General features: G+C 47.9%; 17 protein-coding genes and 1 tRNA gene. 3 read left to right on the top strand and 15 right to left on the bottom strand.

The genetic code is table 11. The features are described from left to right. Positions 1-10: 10 nt before the first annotated feature. Positions 11-319 carry an ArsR/SmtB family transcription factor gene (locus B2U90_RS10945; protein ID WP_059075471.1) on the bottom strand — a complete coding sequence of 103 codons (309 nt, stop codon included), beginning with the start codon at positions 317-319 and terminating at the stop codon, positions 11-13. 218 nt (positions 320-537) lie between these two features. On the opposite strand from B2U90_RS10945, the gene B2U90_RS10940 reads away from it, so the two are divergent. Next, positions 538-614 (top strand) — tRNA-Pro (locus B2U90_RS10940). A gap of 68 nt (positions 615-682) precedes the next feature. Here B2U90_RS10940 and B2U90_RS10935 read toward each other — a convergent pair. The 13 genes from B2U90_RS10935 to B2U90_RS10875 form a co-directional block, all read right to left on the bottom strand. Further along, entirely contained in the window at positions 683-1,084 is a 402-nt protein-coding gene (locus tag B2U90_RS10935) for a hypothetical protein (protein ID WP_170087937.1), read from the bottom strand. Continuing rightward, entirely contained in the window at positions 1,081-2,541 is a 1,461-nt protein-coding gene (locus tag B2U90_RS10930; RefSeq protein WP_292017793.1) for a DNA methylase, read from the bottom strand. Before B2U90_RS10930 ends, B2U90_RS10935 begins: the two co-directional genes overlap by 4 nt. Before the next feature lie 204 nt (positions 2,542-2,745). Then, positions 2,746-3,723 (bottom strand): 2-keto-3-deoxygluconate permease, encoded by a 978-nt coding sequence (locus B2U90_RS10925; RefSeq protein ID WP_059075474.1) that lies wholly within the window; start codon positions 3,721-3,723, stop codon positions 2,746-2,748. Positions 3,724-3,817: 94 nt separating this feature from the next. After that, positions 3,818-4,978: a UxaA family hydrolase gene (locus B2U90_RS10920; RefSeq protein ID WP_292017792.1), complete on the bottom strand. Its 1,161-nt coding sequence runs from the start codon at positions 4,976-4,978 to the stop codon at positions 3,818-3,820. A 15-nt stretch (positions 4,979-4,993) separates the two neighbouring features. Continuing rightward, positions 4,994-5,278, bottom strand: coding sequence for a UxaA family hydrolase (locus tag B2U90_RS10915; protein ID WP_059075476.1), 285 nt, complete (start codon positions 5,276-5,278; stop codon positions 4,994-4,996). Between the two features lie 215 nt (positions 5,279-5,493). Then, entirely contained in the window at positions 5,494-7,380 is a 1,887-nt protein-coding gene (locus B2U90_RS10910) for a sigma-54-dependent Fis family transcriptional regulator (RefSeq protein ID WP_292017791.1), read from the bottom strand. Positions 7,381-7,414: 34 nt separating this feature from the next. Beyond that, positions 7,415-9,319 (bottom strand): sigma 54-interacting transcriptional regulator, encoded by a 1,905-nt coding sequence (locus B2U90_RS10905; RefSeq protein ID WP_292017790.1) that lies wholly within the window; start codon positions 9,317-9,319, stop codon positions 7,415-7,417. A 221-nt stretch (positions 9,320-9,540) separates the two neighbouring features. Then, entirely contained in the window at positions 9,541-10,338 is a 798-nt protein-coding gene (gene thiF / locus B2U90_RS10900; protein ID WP_292017789.1) for a sulfur carrier protein ThiS adenylyltransferase ThiF, read from the bottom strand. A 203-nt stretch (positions 10,339-10,541) separates the two neighbouring features. Further along, a complete protein-coding gene (locus tag B2U90_RS10895; RefSeq protein ID WP_172793314.1) occupies positions 10,542-10,709 on the bottom strand; it encodes a hypothetical protein in 168 nt (55 codons plus the stop codon). A 111-nt stretch (positions 10,710-10,820) separates the two neighbouring features. Further along, entirely contained in the window at positions 10,821-11,246 is a 426-nt protein-coding gene (locus B2U90_RS10890) for a transcriptional regulator GutM (RefSeq protein WP_059075514.1), read from the bottom strand. Between the two features lie 4 nt (positions 11,247-11,250). Continuing rightward, a complete protein-coding gene (locus B2U90_RS10885; protein ID WP_292017788.1) occupies positions 11,251-12,756 on the bottom strand; it encodes a phosphomannomutase/phosphoglucomutase in 1,506 nt (501 codons plus the stop codon). Positions 12,757-12,793: 37 nt separating this feature from the next. Beyond that, positions 12,794-13,807 carry a threonine aldolase family protein gene (locus B2U90_RS10880; RefSeq protein WP_292017787.1) on the bottom strand — a complete coding sequence of 338 codons (1,014 nt, stop codon included), beginning with the start codon at positions 13,805-13,807 and terminating at the stop codon, positions 12,794-12,796. Between the two features lie 86 nt (positions 13,808-13,893). Then, positions 13,894-14,634 (bottom strand): HAD hydrolase family protein, encoded by a 741-nt coding sequence (locus B2U90_RS10875; protein WP_059075483.1) that lies wholly within the window; start codon positions 14,632-14,634, stop codon positions 13,894-13,896. A 154-nt stretch (positions 14,635-14,788) separates the two neighbouring features. On the opposite strand from B2U90_RS10875, the gene B2U90_RS10870 reads away from it, so the two are divergent. Beyond that, entirely contained in the window at positions 14,789-14,947 is a 159-nt protein-coding gene (locus tag B2U90_RS10870) for a hypothetical protein (protein WP_292017786.1), read from the top strand. Between the two features lie 71 nt (positions 14,948-15,018). Here B2U90_RS10870 and msrA read toward each other — a convergent pair whose 3' ends face one another. Beyond that, a complete protein-coding gene (gene msrA / locus B2U90_RS10865; protein ID WP_059075484.1) occupies positions 15,019-15,528 on the bottom strand; it encodes a peptide-methionine (S)-S-oxide reductase MsrA in 510 nt (169 codons plus the stop codon). A gap of 184 nt (positions 15,529-15,712) precedes the next feature. On the opposite strand from msrA, the gene B2U90_RS10860 reads away from it, so the two are divergent. Then, positions 15,713-17,194, top strand: a complete 1,482-nt coding sequence (locus B2U90_RS10860) for a hypothetical protein (RefSeq protein ID WP_170087945.1) — start codon at positions 15,713-15,715, stop codon at positions 17,192-17,194. Positions 17,195-17,261 lie beyond the last annotated feature (67 nt).

Raw genomic sequence — 17,261 nt, 5'->3', positions numbered from 1 at the left:
ATTCCTCCTATCAGCATTCATCACAAGGTGTCTGCCCTTCCCGCTTTTCCCGTTGGACGAGTTCCTGAAAAAACGAAGCCAGACAACGGATACATTCTTCATCGAGAGCATAATAATGCCAGCGGCCTTGTTTGCGGTCCCGGACCAGATGACAGTCACAGAGGACATGCATATGATGGGACAGCGTCGGCTGGGTAATCTCAAAGCGTTCCAGAATATGGCAGGCACACTGTTCCCCATCAGCCAGCATGGCAATGATCTGCAGCCTGACAGGACTACTGAGAGCTTTATTGATGTTTGCAATCTCCATCATATCCATAAAACCGCCTCCATTACATAGATATTTATCTATGTAATGGATTATATCATTTATATAGATACCCGTCAATGTTTGATGATGTCATATTAGTTATACCGAAACAAGGGTATAAGTCTCTATCCCCCATACCCCTGTTCACCATTTCTCATGTCAGGGGAAATAATTTTGAAATATATCCTTGACAAGTGCTGTCAAATTCAGTAAAATTAAAAGGTCAGCGGGACGTGGCGCAGCTTGGTAGCGCGCTTCCTTGGGGTGGAAGAGGTCGCGAGTTCAAATCTCGCCGTTCCGACCACTGATTTATAGAAATCTCCAGACTTTCGGGTCTGGAGATTTTTTTGTTTTTTTACGAGGATATGCCTGTCATGCCAGGCCGACCTGATAGATGCAGTCCAAAGGGATTTTCTGCCCTTCCCTGGTAATCAGACACCGTTTGATACGGTCCAGTTTCTTGCACTGCACGATGGCCGTACGCCATATACCGCCGTGTTTTCGTAAATCCTCTTGAAAATACGTGATGCGCAGGCAGGAATATTCTAATCCCCGTCTGCATAAACTCTGCCAGATTTGGTCCAGTTCCTGCCGCTGTTCTTCAGAGAATTCCGGTTTATCTTCCGTATATCGCGATGCCTCCGCTACTGCCTCTTCATACCCTTCCAATGCAGCAAAGGGAGCAAACTGGGCTGCCCGCGCCTGTCGGGACATGTGGCGATGACAGCGCACCCCCTCATATGGGTAGCTCCATAATTCGTCTTCTTCGCTCACGCGCGATGCCCTCCTATCTGTTCATTCCGGTCTCTTGTCGTCGCTCCTTCTTCCAGATTCCGTCCTTTGATGATGGCATTTTTCCCAAATCGTTTCTGGATATGCAAAATCGCATGCTGCTGCCGCCGTTCCCGCTCCGATTCTTCTCTGGTCATCCCCGATGGACTATCAAACAGCGTATCCATTTCATACAACGCACCCCGTTCATCCCTGACATGTTCAGCCGTCAAACAAACGCGTCGGACCCATAATCGAGGTTCGATAATCCGGTCATACAAACGTACGGCTCCTTCAGTAATCAGTCTGGTCGAAGTGGTTTGTACTCCCAGATGTATCGTACCATGGGCATGTTTGGGTACAGCTCTTCCATAGGAATCATGGACAATATCCCCCGTATAGGCCCTATCCTGTTTTAGGCTGATCCGGTCATAGCCAATAGTCAGGACCAGCATCTCTGTCACCAGCCCCTTGTCTACCAGTTCCAGCGACAGGGCTTCGGCCATTTCCCAGACAATAAGGCGGGCTTTCTCCGTATCATACGGATGATGCAGTACCTGTCCCGAACCCACACTATGTTTCTGGGGACGCCATCGTTTGATGTCCTCTATCGTACAAGGCTCGTATCCCCAGCTGTGATCAATGAGAAGCTCTGCCTGAATGCCAAACAATTTATAAAGAAATGCTTCCTCTTTCCGGGAAATCCGGGCAATGTCTTTCATCGTATATAGTCCGTTTTCTTCCAGCTTCTGCGCAATTCCCCGACCGATACGCCAGAAATCTGTCAGAGGCCGGTGCTGCCACAAAAACTGCCGGTATGAAATTTCATCGAGACTGGCAATGCGCATTCCATGGGAATCACCGGGCAGATGCTTAGCCATGATATCCATCGCCACCTTAGCCAGGTAGAGATTGGTTCCGATTCCTACCGTCGCCGTAATTCCCGTCTCCTGCAGTACATCCTGTACCATGCGTTCTGCCAGCTCCCGGGCCGTCATGCCATACAAGCTCAGATACGCCGTCACATCCATCAATACTTCGTCAATAGAATATACATGGATATCTTCCGGTGCCACATAGCGAAGATACATACCATAAATTTTCGTACTGTACTGCAAATATAACGCCATCCGCGGCCGGGCAATGTGATATACCAGGCCTACATCGGGATGGGCCCGCACATCCCGGTCATCATACGATACCGTCGTAAACCCTCTTCCCAGCTTTACCTTTCGCCGGACATTGATGTCCTGAACAGCCCGTATGACCTCAAAAAGCCGCGGCCTACTGGGAATGCCCCAGCTCTTCAAAGCCGGCGACACGGCAAGGCAGATGGTCTTATCGGTACGGCTCTGATCCGCTACCACCAGATACGTCGTCAGGGGATCCAGCCCTCTCTCCCGGCATTCAACAGAAGCATAAAAAGATTTCAAATCTATGGCAACATAGGTCCGTCCCATTGTTTCGCCCCTTGTGTAAGAACATTTGTTCTGTTTTATTATATCATATGCGAACAAACGTTTCAATATACCTATGAACGTCCCGTTTAACTCTAAAGAAAAAACCGCAGCGTGAAACAAAATTGCTTCACACTGCGGTTTTTTCTTAGTGGTATAATGCATAGTTTATAGTAATACAGATTACTGTATTCTATCATAAGAAACTTACGATTCTGCTGGTTTGGGTTCCTCTTTTTTCAAGGGAATTTGTGGACAACCATATTTTTTTGCCCACCAGCTGGTGATAAAGGGAATGCAAATAGCTGTAAGTACAGTAGATGCTGCTACCTGCGTCGTTGCAATGGCTACATAAGGGGCCCAGGTCGGGTCAACAGCTGCTACCATAGCAGGAACGGCAATAGCATTGCCTGCCGTCGTCGTAACAGCCCAGCCAGCATACCCGGGACGACGGTTGATCATGCGGTCGCAGAAGACGACGAACGGGCCGCTGATGCAGATGGTAATGATACCGAGAAGAATACCAGATGCACCGCCTGTTACGATAGCCGAGATATTGATACCGGCACCGAGGCAGATACCGACGAAAGGAATCAGCATAGTAACGCCAGGAGCCAGGAATTCGGTCATCTTCTTATCGAGGTTGCCAAGGATCATACCGAAGATGATAGGTCCTAAAACAGCAATCAGAGCGATAAACGGAACGTTGGCCATGCCAGAAGCGCCGAGAGCTACCAGCGTCAGGAACGGGCCATCATTGATAGACAGAAGGCTCATAGAGGTCTGGTCTACTTCATCACCATAGGTGCACATGAGAGCCAGATAGAGGGAACCATTACTATTCGTAACGGCACTGATGATAGCCAGTGTCGTCAGACCGAGGATACCATCCATACCAAATACTTTACCAACAAAAATGCCAATGGCAGCACCAATGAGGAATTTAGAAATCAATAACGTCCCGCCACGGCGCACAACGGCAAATAATTCGGTGACACGGAGCTGGGCACCCATGCAGACCAGCTGGGCACCGATGATGCCAGCCGTACCAGCTGTGGTAAATACGGCCTGGGTAAAGCCGCCGATTTTAAATAAGTCCGGGAAAAAAGTATTAATAAAAGCCGAAATCAGCATGGGAACAACCATCATGCCGGCAGGCACTTTATTTAAGAAATCCTTAATCATAGCTATTCTCCTCTAATGAATTCATCATATCCAGTATGAAGGGCCTGTTGGACAGGCCCTTCTCTACTTCATTCTGCCTGATTTGATAGTGATATCAGACGTAGTTGCAGACACGGGCAATAGCCATTTCCGTATAGCCCAGAGATTCTGCTTTAGTCTGTTTGCCATTGACAACTTCCATAGTCATAGCCAGGAGTTCATCGCCCTGTTCACCCATGGTCTTTTTGCCATAGATAACCGGGCTGGCATCATAATCGATATTGTCTTCCATGTTCTGGAATGTAATTTTGTTACCCGTGATTTTGATGACCGGTACGATCGGATTGCCTGTCGGTGTGCCACGGCCCGTAGAGAATACGCATACCTGGCAGCCGCCTGCTACCATGCCGGCTACAGAAGACGGGTCGTTCCCCGGAGTATCCATGATGACCAGGCCTGTCGTATCGACCTGTTTGCCGTAGTCATATACAGCCTGAATCGTGCGATGGCCACCTTTATGGATGCATCCCAGCGATTTTTCTTCCAGCGTCGTCAGACCACCGGCTTTATTGCCCGGGCTCGGATTGCCTTCGCGGACTTCTTCGCCGACGAGCTGCAGGGCATGTTCATAACGGTGTACGATACCGAGGATCTGTTCTTTTACTTTTTCATCTTTACCACGGCGGGCAAGGATATGTTCAGCACCGATGAATTCCGTCGTTTCGCTCAGGATAGACGTAGCACCGAGGTCAACGAGACGATCGCTCAGTTCGCCGATAGTCGGATTGGCAGCCAGGCCCGATGTCGGGTCGGAACCGCCGCATTCGGTACCGACGATGAGTTTGCTCATGTCGCATTCTTCACGGCGCAGCATGCTGGCTTCCTGTACCATTTCCTTGGCATAGCGGACCGCTTTGTCGATAGCTTTCAGCGTACCGCCTTCTTCCTGGATAATGACCTGTTTGAGCGGCTTGTTCGTCCGTTCCTGGATAGCTTTGACTACCAGGTCCATCTGACAGTTTTCGCAGCCCAGAGAAACGACGACCGTACCATAGACGTTCGGGTTGGCAGCATAGCCGGCTTCTACGTCCATCGTAAACTGCTGATCAGGCGGTACCTGGGAACAGCCGTTCTGATTGTTGAAGGTAACGGCGCCATTAACCTGGGAAGCGATAATCCGGGTCGTATCAGAAGCACAGACACTGGCCGGCAGAATTAATACATAGTTACGGATACCTACGCGTCCATCCGGACGTTTATAACCCCAAAATTTCATTATGATTTCCTCCTCTTAGCCCAAATTTTCACGAACGGCTTTGACATTGTGTTCGTGTACATGTTCGCCTTGTTTGATATCCCGTGCAGCATGGCCGATATGTTCACCATACTTAACAACTGGTTCATCAGCAGGGATATCCTTGATAGCGATTTTGTGATAAATCTGGATGTCTTCTACAGCAGTAAAAGAAACGGTCTTCTTGTTTTTGTCCACATAAGAAACCGTATCCCCTTTCTTTACCGGTTCGATGACGACAGCAACGTTGTCTTTTTCATCGATAATCATTGCATTAATCATAACAGTACTCCTCCTTTAGTGTATCTTGCGCATTCACAATGCAATCGATAATTTATATGAAATATTCATACCAACTATATCTATGTGAAAAAATACGCATTTTATCGCATTGGCAAGTATGTCATGCTATTAGGTAATGGTTCAAAGAGACATCTATGAAACAAACAAACCGTTGCATAAAACATGTAACGGTTTATTTATCGATTATCTTTCAATCATATTTTTTCTTTTTGCCGGAATCTCCATAATGTTGAGCGGCTGATGCCTAATATAGAAGCAATCTGGCTATACGTCTTCCCTTCCTTCGATAATTTTCTTATCTTATTCAGTGTGATATGCTCTTCACTCGCCTCTTTATCCGGCACGACATCTAATACTCCTTGTACATTTTGTAACGTAATAGTATATCCATCAGAAAGCAGTACCATCCGTTCAATCGTATTCATCAACTGCCTGACATTACCCGGCCATTCCTGACTATTTAAAAACCGCAGAACTTCCGGAGCAAAGGATTTCTCTGTTTTGTATTTTTGATTCAGACTAGCAAGGAATACACGGGACAACAAAGGAATGTCACCGGTTCGTTCCCATAATGCCGGCATTCGTATGCGAAGTACATCCAGGCGATAAAATAAATCAAGGCGGAATTTCTTTTCTTCCACAGCCTGTTCCAGTTTCTGATTCGTAGCCGCAATGATCCGGACATCAACAGGAATGACTTTGCTGCCACCTACACGCATGACAGCCTTTTCCTGAAGGACCCGGAGCAGCCGGTTTTGCAAAACGTAGGGCATGTCCCCGATTTCATCCAGAAACAGTGTCCCCCCATCAGCCAGTTCAAAAACACCGGCTTTCCCACCTTTTCTTGCACCGGTAAATGTCCCTTCTTCGTATCCAAATATTTCACTTTCTAGTAAACTTTCCGTAAAAGCACCACAATTGATAGCTACAAAGGGTCCGTGACGGCGGTCGCTCAAATTATGGATAGCTTGGGCCAGCATCTCTTTGCCTGTACCTGATTCTCCCGTGATTAGAACGGTCGAACGAGTGCCTGCATATTTCAATGCTTCTCTTTTGACTTTTCTGACCGCCAGAGACCGGCCTACGATATCATCTAATGTATACCGGGCCACCAATCCCTTTTCTTGTAATTTTTTCCGCATGGACCGGGCATATGACTGCAGTTCTTCCGTTTCCTGTATAAAGGCTGTAGCCCCGGTAATTCGGTATTTGTCCAGAATGGTATGCCAACGGAGTGCATAAGTACGGTTTCCTATACTCAGTACTTCACCCATGTCGGGAATTTTCCCTTTTAATACATCCTTTATTTGAGATGCAACAAAAATATGTCTGATTTGTTCTTCCAGATTCTCCGTACCAAATTGCAAAAGTTGTGGAAACATAGAGAGAAAAGTCGTATTCCATTTTTTTACATGGCAATGCTTATCAAATACGACGATACCTATATAAGCATGATCGACGATATCATTAATGATTTTTAAATTTTCCTGCTCTTTCCGCCTTACTATAATAGCTGTTTCCGCTTCACGGATTGCTTTCAGGACCGTATCCTTTCCTGATTCCAGAAAGACAGAGGATATGCCATACTTTTTCGCATAATCCTGTACATGGGCACCGCCAATCAATATATCTACACCACATTCTTTCGCCTCCTGTACAAATTGTTCAATCCGATATTCTTCCCCGTAATCGACAAATTGAAAATAGGGTATTTTATTGACACCCAGCACTTCAGCCATTGCCTGGTATTGATAAATGACATTGCTATAACTGATGAACCCAATATGTTTATCTTCACCGATACGGCGTACTGTTTTTAATATATCCAACGCGTCGATTTGAATGGCAATAACCGGAACACGGGTATATACCTGTGATAATAAATACGCTGTTCCTCCACGGCTGATGATAGCATCCACACCCCGTTCAATGACGCTTTTAGCATTGCGGACACCATTTTCCATATCTCCGTTTACGATGATAATTTTTCCCTGCAGTTCGTGTTTTAGTTCTTCCACCAGCTCATGTACTGTATGAGAAATATGCTCATTAGGCGCAACGACACATACTTTATAGTCCATATTCAGTTCCTTTCTGATTGATTACCGGCATACTTCACTTTTTCTTGCGCCTGTATCTCCATAAAGTAGAGCGGCTGACCCCCAGGAGTTCCGCTATTTCTGCATAGCTCTTACCTTCGCTGAGCAGACCTTCTATTTGCTCTGTATCAATTTTTTTAGACGCTCCTTTTTCTGGATTATGTCCCAGTTCCAACGCTTCTGCCGCATCATTCATAGTGATGATTCTGCCTTCAGATAATAACACCATTCTCTCTACTATATTATTTAATTGCCGTATATTCCCCGGCCATGGAAGGGTCGTTAAATAATGCAGCACATCTTTGTCAAATTCTTTGTTCCGGCCATACTCTTTATTGAGATTAGCCAGGAAAATTCGGGCCAGTAATGAAATATCTCCATCCCGTTCCCGCAATGCCGGTACGCGGATACGCAGCACATCCAGACGATAGTACAGATCCAGGCGGAACTTCTTTTCTTCAATAGCCTTTTCCAGCTCCTGATTGGTAGCTGCAATAATCCGGACATTAACAGGAATCACTTTGCTGCCACCTACACGCATGACAGCCTTTTCCTGAAGAACACGGAGCAGGCGGTTTTGCAAAATATAAGGCATGTCCCCGATTTCGTCCAGAAACAGTGTCCCCCCATCAGCTAATTCAAAAACACCGGCTTTACCGCCTTTTTGGGCACCGGTAAATGTACCTTCTTCATACCCAAACAATTCACTCTCTAACAGGCTTTCCGTAAAAGCTCCACAGTTGATGGCCACAAAAGGTCCTTTACTGCACTGACTCAGATTATGAATCGCCTGGGCAATCATTTCTTTCCCTGTTCCCGATTCACCGGTAATCAAAACGTTGGAATGAGTACCGGCATATTTCAAAATCTCTCTTTTGACCTGCCGGATGGCCAGAGATTTTCCAATCATATCATCCAGTGTATAATAGGCAATCAATCCTTCCCCATGCTGCTTTTTGCGGATAGACTGCGCGTAAGATTGCACCTGCTCCACTGGCTGAACGAAGGCAATGGCCCGCACCAGCTGGGCCCCTTCCCAGACGGGCTGCCAGGTGACAGCATAATCCCGTTCTTCTGTACGGAGAATTTCCCCACCACCAGGGACAGAGCCATCTAAAACCTTTTGCAGGCGGCTGGAAGAAAAAATGAGGGGGATCCGGACTTTCCAGTCCGTCCCGGATTCGCCGGCGAACATGGATGCAAAAGCAGGATTCCACTTCTGTAACCTCCCCCGGCTGTCAAAAACAGCCGTACCAGTAAACGTATAGTCTACTATATTGGAAATCAGCTTAAATTCATCACGGTCCTGACAGCGAACCAATATGGTAGACGCTGCTTCCCGTATAGCACGTAAAATAGCCCCCTTACCAGATTCTAAAAAGACAAAACGCAAATTATATTTCTTTGCATATTCCCGTACATGAATACTCCCTATAAGTACTTCTATTCCTTGTTTCCATGCATCCCGGACATATTGTTCAATAACTGTATCTTCATCTCCCAAATGAAACAAACGGAAAAAGGTGATTTTGTGAACTCCCATCAATTCGGCCAATGCCTGATATTGATAAATCACTTCGCTATAGCTAATAAAGCCGATTTTTGTGCCATCGGGAATGCCCTGTATCGCTTTTAATATGTCCGTCGCTTCTATCTGGATAGCTATAACCGGCATCTGAGAATACGCTCTGGTCAATGCTATAGCCGTACCGCCCCGGCTGATAATGGCATCGATTCCCTTCTCCACATAGGGCTTCACATGACTAACAGCTGTTTTTACATTCCCATCGATGATAATCACGTTACAGCGCAAATCATCCCCCAATTCCTGAACAACCTGCTCTGTCGTACGGGAAATACTGGGATCGGGAGAAACGAGACAAATATTATATTTCTTGGAATTGCTCTTTTCTGATACCACCGTAAAATGTGTCACCTCTTATTTTTGAGACATCATATGTTTCACTGAAACAAAGTTTCGTCAAAAGTCAAGTGATTATACACTAAAGGTGCGTATCTATCAATAATATTTGCATGGTCCGCATTGATGGCCGTATGTATCCCAATTAAAATTAAACTATGTTCCAAAAAAAGCACTTCCCACAACAGGAAATGCTTTTATTACAATAAATTTTTCTATTGTTACATCTCATCTACGAGCAGTTGTACGATGAGATTGGCTTCGTGGGCTGCGCAGATGGCGACACGGGGAGCCATGAGGCCCCTTCCGGGCCGGGCATTGCGCTTCTGGTCGCCACAGATATAAAAGTGACTGGTGATTTTTTTTGTCTGTATATCGTTGCTGTCTCCATAGCCTGCCATTCCCGATGCAGAAACGATGTATTTGTCCGGGCATTGTTCCAATATGGTGTAGACCAGCATGGTCTTGGCATCAGGATTGTCAAAGGCTTCGCAGATGATCCAGTCATCCTGTAGAAGGCGGGGAGCGTTTTCTTCGGTGAGACGTACGCAGTCCGTCCGGACATCGATGAACGGGTTGATATCCCGTATCTGCCTTTCCAGGGCATCGGTCTTATAGGCTCCCAAATCACGGATCATATAGGACTGGCGGTTCAGGTTACTGGCATCGACGGTATCGAAATCGAGCAGATGGAGATGGCCGACACCAGTACGGGCCAGATAAATGGCAGCATTGGAACCAAGGCCTCCCAGGCCGCATATTGCGACATGTCCGGCATGTACTTTGTGATGGACCCGGGGCGTATGCCGGGAGCACATCATGGCTTCCAGCGCATCCCGGGGTGGCAGCCGGTCTTTTGGGATAAAGTAAATTTCATCGCCTTCCTGAAGGGACAGATCCTCACTGGTAGCAAATCCATTGACGATGGTAATTTCCCGTCCCGACCCGCGGGCCGCTTTCAGGGCTGACAAACTCGTTTCTTCACAGGTATCAGGTTTCCCATTGAGTATAATATGCAATTGAACACACCTCACAATCATATAAAAAAACGCACGGCGTCTGACACCTTAGGTGGTGTCCCCGTCGTGCGTTATATCATGTCCAGTTTATCGTATCAGTTCTTTCCTGTCAATTCCTGTTTCCAGGTTCTCCTGATAACGTTTTTTTCAGAAACTTATCGTATCATGAACGTACGTTTAGCATCGGTACTTAAAAAGAGCTGTCATTTGACAGCTCTTTTTGCCTGTGCGCCTTCTTTCAGACGTTTGAGTTCCTGTTGTTGTTCTTCCGGCAGCGACACGCCACAACAGCCGCCTGTCGTATTATTGGCATAACCTTTAAATACTTCCGACGCTATATGTCTGATTTTCTTTACCGATTCTACTACCATAAGGGCGCCTCCTTCTGCACAATATATAATCAAGGAATGAGTTTTTTCTTTACACCCTTAGTATATCATAAAATTAAAATTTAGAAAATACCTACTAACGGAAAATTTTTATTAATTACTATTTTGTATAGGGGCAGGTTCAGCAGAACCTTCGTCGGAATCAGACAAGCGGTGGATCAGCGCATCTACAGCCTGTTCATAGCCTTTATAGTGACGACGCCGCTTATCAGGCAGGGATTCGTATTCCTCCTTCAGATTATATACCGATTGTCCATACAGGTCCGGTACAGGACGAAAGCGGCTGAAAATGGTCATGCCCTGCATGACTTCAGCACCTACGATAGTTCCATCGCCACTGCAGGCAAGGAGAACGATGCATCCCGGACCGAAACGGCCTTTTCTGCCGCCTATCCCTACATTCCCCCGCTGGCGCAGACGCCGGACTGCCGCCTGATATTGGCGTACCTGCAGCCTGGCACCCAGAATCTGAAGCACCATGAGGGCAAAGAGAATAGCAAAGAAGAGTTCCAGTTTCATGGCATCAATCGTCAAGGACGCGGAGGTCCAGCCGGTCAAAGCCTGCCAGCAAGGGACGTATCTGATTGGCAATCATGCGACAGCCACCCACATCCCTGCTTTCTACGTTGAGAGGCATATTGGGATCATGGAGAGACATGCGCAGCAGGGCCCAGCCATTGGGAAACAGGAGTCGTACGCCTTCATAAGACGGGCTGGCAATGCCAATCCCGGCTGCAGCCGCCCGCTTTTCAACGGTTTCCAGAACTTGTTTTCCAAAGTCTCCTGCCTTTTCGCCAGAAATTTTAAGGCGGTATTCCTTGCTTTCTGCCGGTTCTCCCAACTCTTTGATAAGACTGCCCAGACTGCTTCCCTGTGCCCGGGCACGGGCAGCGGCAATGATCAGTTTGACAGCCAGATAGGCTCCGTCATCGAGGTAATAGTTTTCACTGAGAGCGCCATGACCGGATGTTTCAATAGCCAGAGGAGATACGATGCCCTTTTGATTGAGACGAATGCATTCATCGATGACATTTTTATAACCTCTCATGTACCGGTGATGGACGAGGTGCAGATGATCCTGCAGGAACGTCGTCAATTCATCACTGGTCACGGAATCAGTCACAATGGTACTGCCCGGATAATCCGGTGCCAGAATAGCCGCCATCATGGCAATCAAAGCATTGCGGCTCACAGTCTCTCCATCGGAAAGGACGGCACTCATACGATCAACGTCCGTATCGAAAATGAGCCCCAGATCAGCCTTACTATTGAGGACAGCCTGGCGGATACTGGCCATAGCTTCGGCATTTTCCGGATTGGGAATATGGTTCGGGAAATGGCCGTCCGGTTCGAGGAACTGGCTCCCTGTCGTATCGGCCCCGAGCGGCGCCAGAACCTGGCTGGCAAAGAATCCGCCACTGCCATTGCCGGCATCGACGATGATATGCATCCCCGAAAGAGGCTGACTTCCAGCCGTATCCAGCGCTTTACAGATGAGTCCGCGCAGATGAGCCGTATACAGGGAAATAATATCCAGTGGCTGTACCTTTGCAAGGTCACCGCTGCGTACCGGTTCAGAACCGGCCCGTGTCAGGACATCGGTAATTTCCGCTTTTTCCAGCCCGCCTTTTTCCGTAAAAAATTTCAGGCCGTTACGATTATACGGCAGATGACTTGCGGTAATCATGATAGATCCGTCCATATTCGTCTGCGGGAAGACGATGGACATGAACATGGCCGGCGTCGAAGCCAGACCACAGTCATATACCGTCACGCCCATGGCCGTCAGTGTCTGGAACAGAGCGTCCTTCAGCTTGTCTGCCGATATGCGCGAATCATGACCCACAGCAATCTGCAGCTGATCTGCCTTTTTCCCCAGCCGGTCTTCCAGAAATGTGACAAATCCGGCAGTAATGCGGTTTACCGCTTCCGGCAGAAGATTGACCTTCTCCCCTGCTATGCCTTCAATAGCGATACCACGGACATCACTGCCGTTCTGTAATTTCAATAACTCTTCCTTAGAAATCATGCCATCCTCCCGTACATCTGAATGTCTTCATCGGCAATTACAATAAGGCCAGCAGGCCATCAATATCGTCTTCCGTCGTAGCCCAGCTGGTAACGAACCGTATAGTCTGTGTCCCATCGGCATTATCCAGCCACTTTTCAAACATGACGTTCTGAGCTAGTTCCGCTGCCTTTTCGCGTGTCATGACAGGGAATATCATATTGGAAACCGGCGTATAAGCAAATTCATATCCTTTCGCTCCAATGCCATGAGCCAGCTTCTGTCCCATCGCATCTGCCTGACACCCCAGTTTCGTATACAGGTTATCTTGTAACAGTGCCTGGAACTGGATACCCAGGAGCATCCCTTTGGCAAAAAGAGCTCCGTTCTGCCGCATAATGGCACGGAAATGCGGTTTCAGCGTATCGTTGACGATGACCACCATTTCGCCGAAAAGGGCACCGCATTTCGTACCGCCAAAATAAAAGGCATCTGCCAGAGCCGCCATATCCTTAAGAGTGACATCATTATAGGAAGAGCCCAGTGCCATAGCCAGGCGTGCCCCGTCAATATACAGATACAGTCCATGGCGGTCGCAGCATGCACGCAAGGCCTTCAATTCATCCAGCGTATAGACAGCGCCCATTTCCGTCGTATCGGAAATGTAGACCACCCGGGGCAGTACCATCTGTTCCATATCGTGGAAGGCAACGACTTTGTCCACGTCTTCCGGAGACACTTTGCCGTCCGTCGTCGGAACGGGCAGCACTTTGTGGCCTGTCGCTTCGATGGCACCGGTTTCATGGGTATAGATATGAGATGATTCGGCAGCGATGACCGCTTCATAGGGACGCATAAAGGCAGCCAGGCAGACCAGATTTGTCAGCGTACCACCGGCAATGAAATGCACGTCAGCATCAGGCTGCCCTGTAATCTGGCGCACGAGCTGTGTCGTTTCTGTACAGAATGCATCATTGCTATAACTGTCGCTGGGCGTCAGATTCTGATCAGCCAGTGCCTGAAAGACCTGTGGATGCGCACCCAGGCTATAGTCATTTTTTAAAAATATCATATCCGTTCCCTCTTTTCCCAAAATATTAAAACAGATTATTCGTTTCTATTATACGAAATGGTCCAGAAAAAAACAATCCGCCTCTCTTACAAATATGCCAGCGCTTCCCGGACCGATGAGACAATATGGGTAGCCGCCTGCTGTACCGGTTCTGGCGCATAAGAGAAAGTAAAAGAAACATCGGCTGCCTTGAGCATAGGCGTATCATTATACGAGTCCCCGATGGCCCCCATCGTACAGATGGCCAGCTTCTCTCTGACTGCCATAAGTCCCGTTCCCTTAGAGCAGTCAGCCCCTACGACATCGACAACACTCGTATTGGCATAGGCAGTCAGTATATTTCCATACTCATGCTGGATATCTCTGGCAATCGACTGGGCTGCCTCATCACTGCCAGCATAAAAAGAGATGCCGTAGATGTCACTGCCTGCCAGATCGGCAAAGGACATGATCCGTGTCTGCCCCGGGAATTTAGGCGGCGTCAGCGTATAAACCGTATCATTGGCCTGAATGACCGTATCCGCCCGTCGTCCGTAGCGGTCATATATTTCTTCGACGCAGTCCCGGGATACGGTTTTCTTCATAAGTACCTGCAAATTGCCATCGAGAACCAACGCCCCCGTTGCCAGGATATAGAAATCAAAATGAACATCGTCCCCGGCCGCCTGACGCACGCCCCGGAGAGACCGGCCTGTACTGACGCCAAACAAGCCGCCTGCTTGCTGGAAATCCCGGATGGATTCCCGGTCTCCCTTGCGGTACGGTTCATCGAGAAACATAAAATACAATGTGTTGTCAAAGTCGCTTGCCATTGCTTTTTTCATCATTATTCCACATTTCCTTTGATATTTTAATATTTTATCATTGACAAAGTTAATCGTTTAATTTATAATATGTTCAAACATAAAGACGACGATGTCTATCCCACATCGTGTCTTTATGTTTTTTTATTACCGTATTTCGCAAGAGGGGGCGAATACCATGTATGTCATGCATATGGAAAAAATCCTTGAAATGAATATGGCCGCATACAAGCGCAAAGAACAGCAGAAAAAAGATGATCAGCCACGCCGCCCGCATAAAGGCCATCCTGCCGTAATCAGCCTGTCCCTGCCGGACATTTGTCCGGTTTTAGGATAGAACATCCAACATAATCCCCGAACGCCCCGGTGTCGTGCACGGACACCGGGATGTTCACGTCCAGGCAGGAATTATCCTTTTTTAATCCGGTCGTGGATATGCATCATAGCCGGGTTGATGTGACAGTATCCGCCGGGATTTTTATCCAGATATTTCTGATGATATTCTTCTGCTTTGAAGAAATTCTGCAGCGGCAGCACTTCGACGGCCAGGGAACGGCCCACTTTTTCCGCTACGTGATTGACGACTTTGCGGATATCGGTCAATAAGGCAGGGTTTTCATAATAAATCCCCGTCCGGTAATTGATACCTTCATCTTCCCCCTGCTTATTCACCGACAGCGGATCGATGACCATAAAATAATAATCCAGCAATTGTCCCGTCGGCAATATTTCATCATCATAGGTTACCCTGACTGTTTCTGTATGACCGGTCCGCTGGGATTTTACGTCTTCATAAGTCGGCATTACTGTCCGGCCATTAGCATACCCCGTTTCCGTTTCTTGTACACCGTCAAATTGATCTAAAAATTTCTGCAGACCCCAGAAACAGCCACCTGCCAGATAAATCGTCTGAATCATCTCATATCACTCCCGTCATTTTCTATTATAGTATATCGTATTTACTATACCATAAAGGGGCCGGATTGTGTACTCCTTTCCGCATTGCAAAAAAGGGCGTCCCATGCTATGCTTACAACGAGGTGAGGACCATGAATTCCATCATACAATTACCTCCGGCATCTGTCCGGAGAAGGCAGCCAGATTGAACGGATTCAATGCAGTGAAGAAAGGGTGCTGCCAGCATAAAAAGGCACTGAAGCGGACGCTGATTGTCCTCATTTTCTGTTCTGTCCTCTTCTGTGCTCTGGTATTTGCAGCCATTCACGGCGCAGCCCGCCTGTTCAATCACACCATGGCCCGCCAGACTATGCTCCGCGGTACCGTTACCGTAGAAACACTGGCACCGCACATTACAGGGTATGTCCAGTTTACCAATCTGGTCTGGAAAGACCCGGACGGACATCTCATTCTCTACGTTCCCGACGGTAGTCTCAGCGTACGTCCCTGGGACATCATTACCCGTTCCATCAAATCGACGACACTGACCAACATCACCCTCAATGATGCGACAATCGTCGCATACTTCGATGAAAAGAATCACCTGGATATCCTGACCCAGGATGAAGAAAAGAAGGACGGCACAGAAAAAAAACAGCCCCGTTCCTTTCAGGACCGCATCCGCAATATTAATTGGAATGGCCAGAAGCTCCATGCCTCTCTGGATCTACACAACTGCCAGCTGGAATCGTATCACATGAGCCGCCATTACATCATGGAAAGCGTCAATGCCCATATCGGCGTATATACGGGAAAACGGGCGGATATCCAGGTCTCTACCGGACGGTTTGCCGGCACGGCCGTAGGCGACGGCATCGCCATCAAGGGAAAAATCGACCTGACTACTAAAATCCCTACGATAGATCTGCACACGGATATCGTTAACGTAGATCCATCTTCCCTGGGCTTTGGCGATAACATCCACGACCAGATGACGCTGACATTTCACGCTACAGGACCGCTGGACCAGCCGGAAGCGCGGGGCCGCCTCCATATGGAACGGCTGAATCTGCCGGCTTTGCGTTTTACCGATGTATCAGGCGATGTCTATTACCGTGATTCCCTGCTCCAGTTCACTCAGGTTAAAGCAAAGGTATACGGCGGCACACTCGATGCCTATGGCGATTATAATCTGGAAACCCGGGCCTACAACATATATGGGCACGGGGAAGACCTTAACAGCAGTACGGCTCTGCACGACATGAAATTCCGGACTCTCGTCGCCATGGATATCACTATGCGCTGCGACGGCAATCCCCGTCACCTCAGTGCTTATGGATCATTCCAGTCTGGCAGCGGCTACTATTTCCCTCTCCATTTCAATTCCATTTCCGGGCGCTTCAATAACCGCTATCACGAGCTTGATTTCTATGATGTCGTCATCAGCACTGACATGGGCGATATCGCAACCGATGCCCTGCACATCGTAGACGGCGATGTCCAGATCAGCCCGGTACGGATCCGCGACGCCGAAAGCGGGAAAACGACAGAATTCCGCGGTCTCGACAACTATAAGGAAAGCAAAGAAACACAGGCCGCCATAGGCCGCAATATAAAGAGCCTGGACCAGAGCATGAAATCCATCAACCAATCCATAAAGAGCATGAAGAAATCCCTTGATTTCTGATATAAAAATGACGATGCCGTACGAAGCAGTGATTGCTCCGTACGGCATCGTCGTTCTGTTTATCCCA

The sequence above is a fragment of the Megasphaera sp. UBA4233 genome, from assembly GCF_002395615.1.
GTDB lineage: Bacteria > Bacillota > Negativicutes > Veillonellales > Megasphaeraceae > Megasphaera > Megasphaera hexanoica.
This window is presented reverse-complemented; position numbering and strand designations above follow the sequence as displayed.

Coding starts and splice junctions, on each gene's coding strand:
- B2U90_RS10945 (WP_059075471.1), bottom strand. CDS start 319: ATGGATATGATGGAGATTGCAAACATCAATAAAGCTCTCAGTAGTCCT.
- B2U90_RS10930 (WP_292017793.1), bottom strand. CDS start 2,541: ATGGGACGGACCTATGTTGCCATAGATTTGAAATCTTTTTATGCTTCT.
- B2U90_RS10925 (WP_059075474.1), bottom strand. CDS start 3,723: ATGATTAAGGATTTCTTAAATAAAGTGCCTGCCGGCATGATGGTTGTT.
- B2U90_RS10920 (WP_292017792.1), bottom strand. CDS start 4,978: ATGAAATTTTGGGGTTATAAACGTCCGGATGGACGCGTAGGTATCCGT.
- B2U90_RS10915 (WP_059075476.1), bottom strand. CDS start 5,278: ATGATTAATGCAATGATTATCGATGAAAAAGACAACGTTGCTGTCGTC.
- B2U90_RS10910 (WP_292017791.1), bottom strand. CDS start 7,380: ATGGACTATAAAGTATGTGTCGTTGCGCCTAATGAGCATATTTCTCAT.
- B2U90_RS10895 (WP_172793314.1), bottom strand. CDS start 10,709: ATGGTAGTAGAATCGGTAAAGAAAATCAGACATATAGCGTCGGAAGTA.
- B2U90_RS10890 (WP_059075514.1), bottom strand. CDS start 11,246: ATGAAACTGGAACTCTTCTTTGCTATTCTCTTTGCCCTCATGGTGCTT.
- B2U90_RS10885 (WP_292017788.1), bottom strand. CDS start 12,756: ATGATTTCTAAGGAAGAGTTATTGAAATTACAGAACGGCAGTGATGTC.
- B2U90_RS10880 (WP_292017787.1), bottom strand. CDS start 13,807: ATGATATTTTTAAAAAATGACTATAGCCTGGGTGCGCATCCACAGGTC.
- B2U90_RS10875 (WP_059075483.1), bottom strand. CDS start 14,634: ATGATGAAAAAAGCAATGGCAAGCGACTTTGACAACACATTGTATTTT.
- B2U90_RS10870 (WP_292017786.1), top strand. CDS start 14,789: ATGTATGTCATGCATATGGAAAAAATCCTTGAAATGAATATGGCCGCA.
- msrA (WP_059075484.1), bottom strand. CDS start 15,528: ATGATTCAGACGATTTATCTGGCAGGTGGCTGTTTCTGGGGTCTGCAG.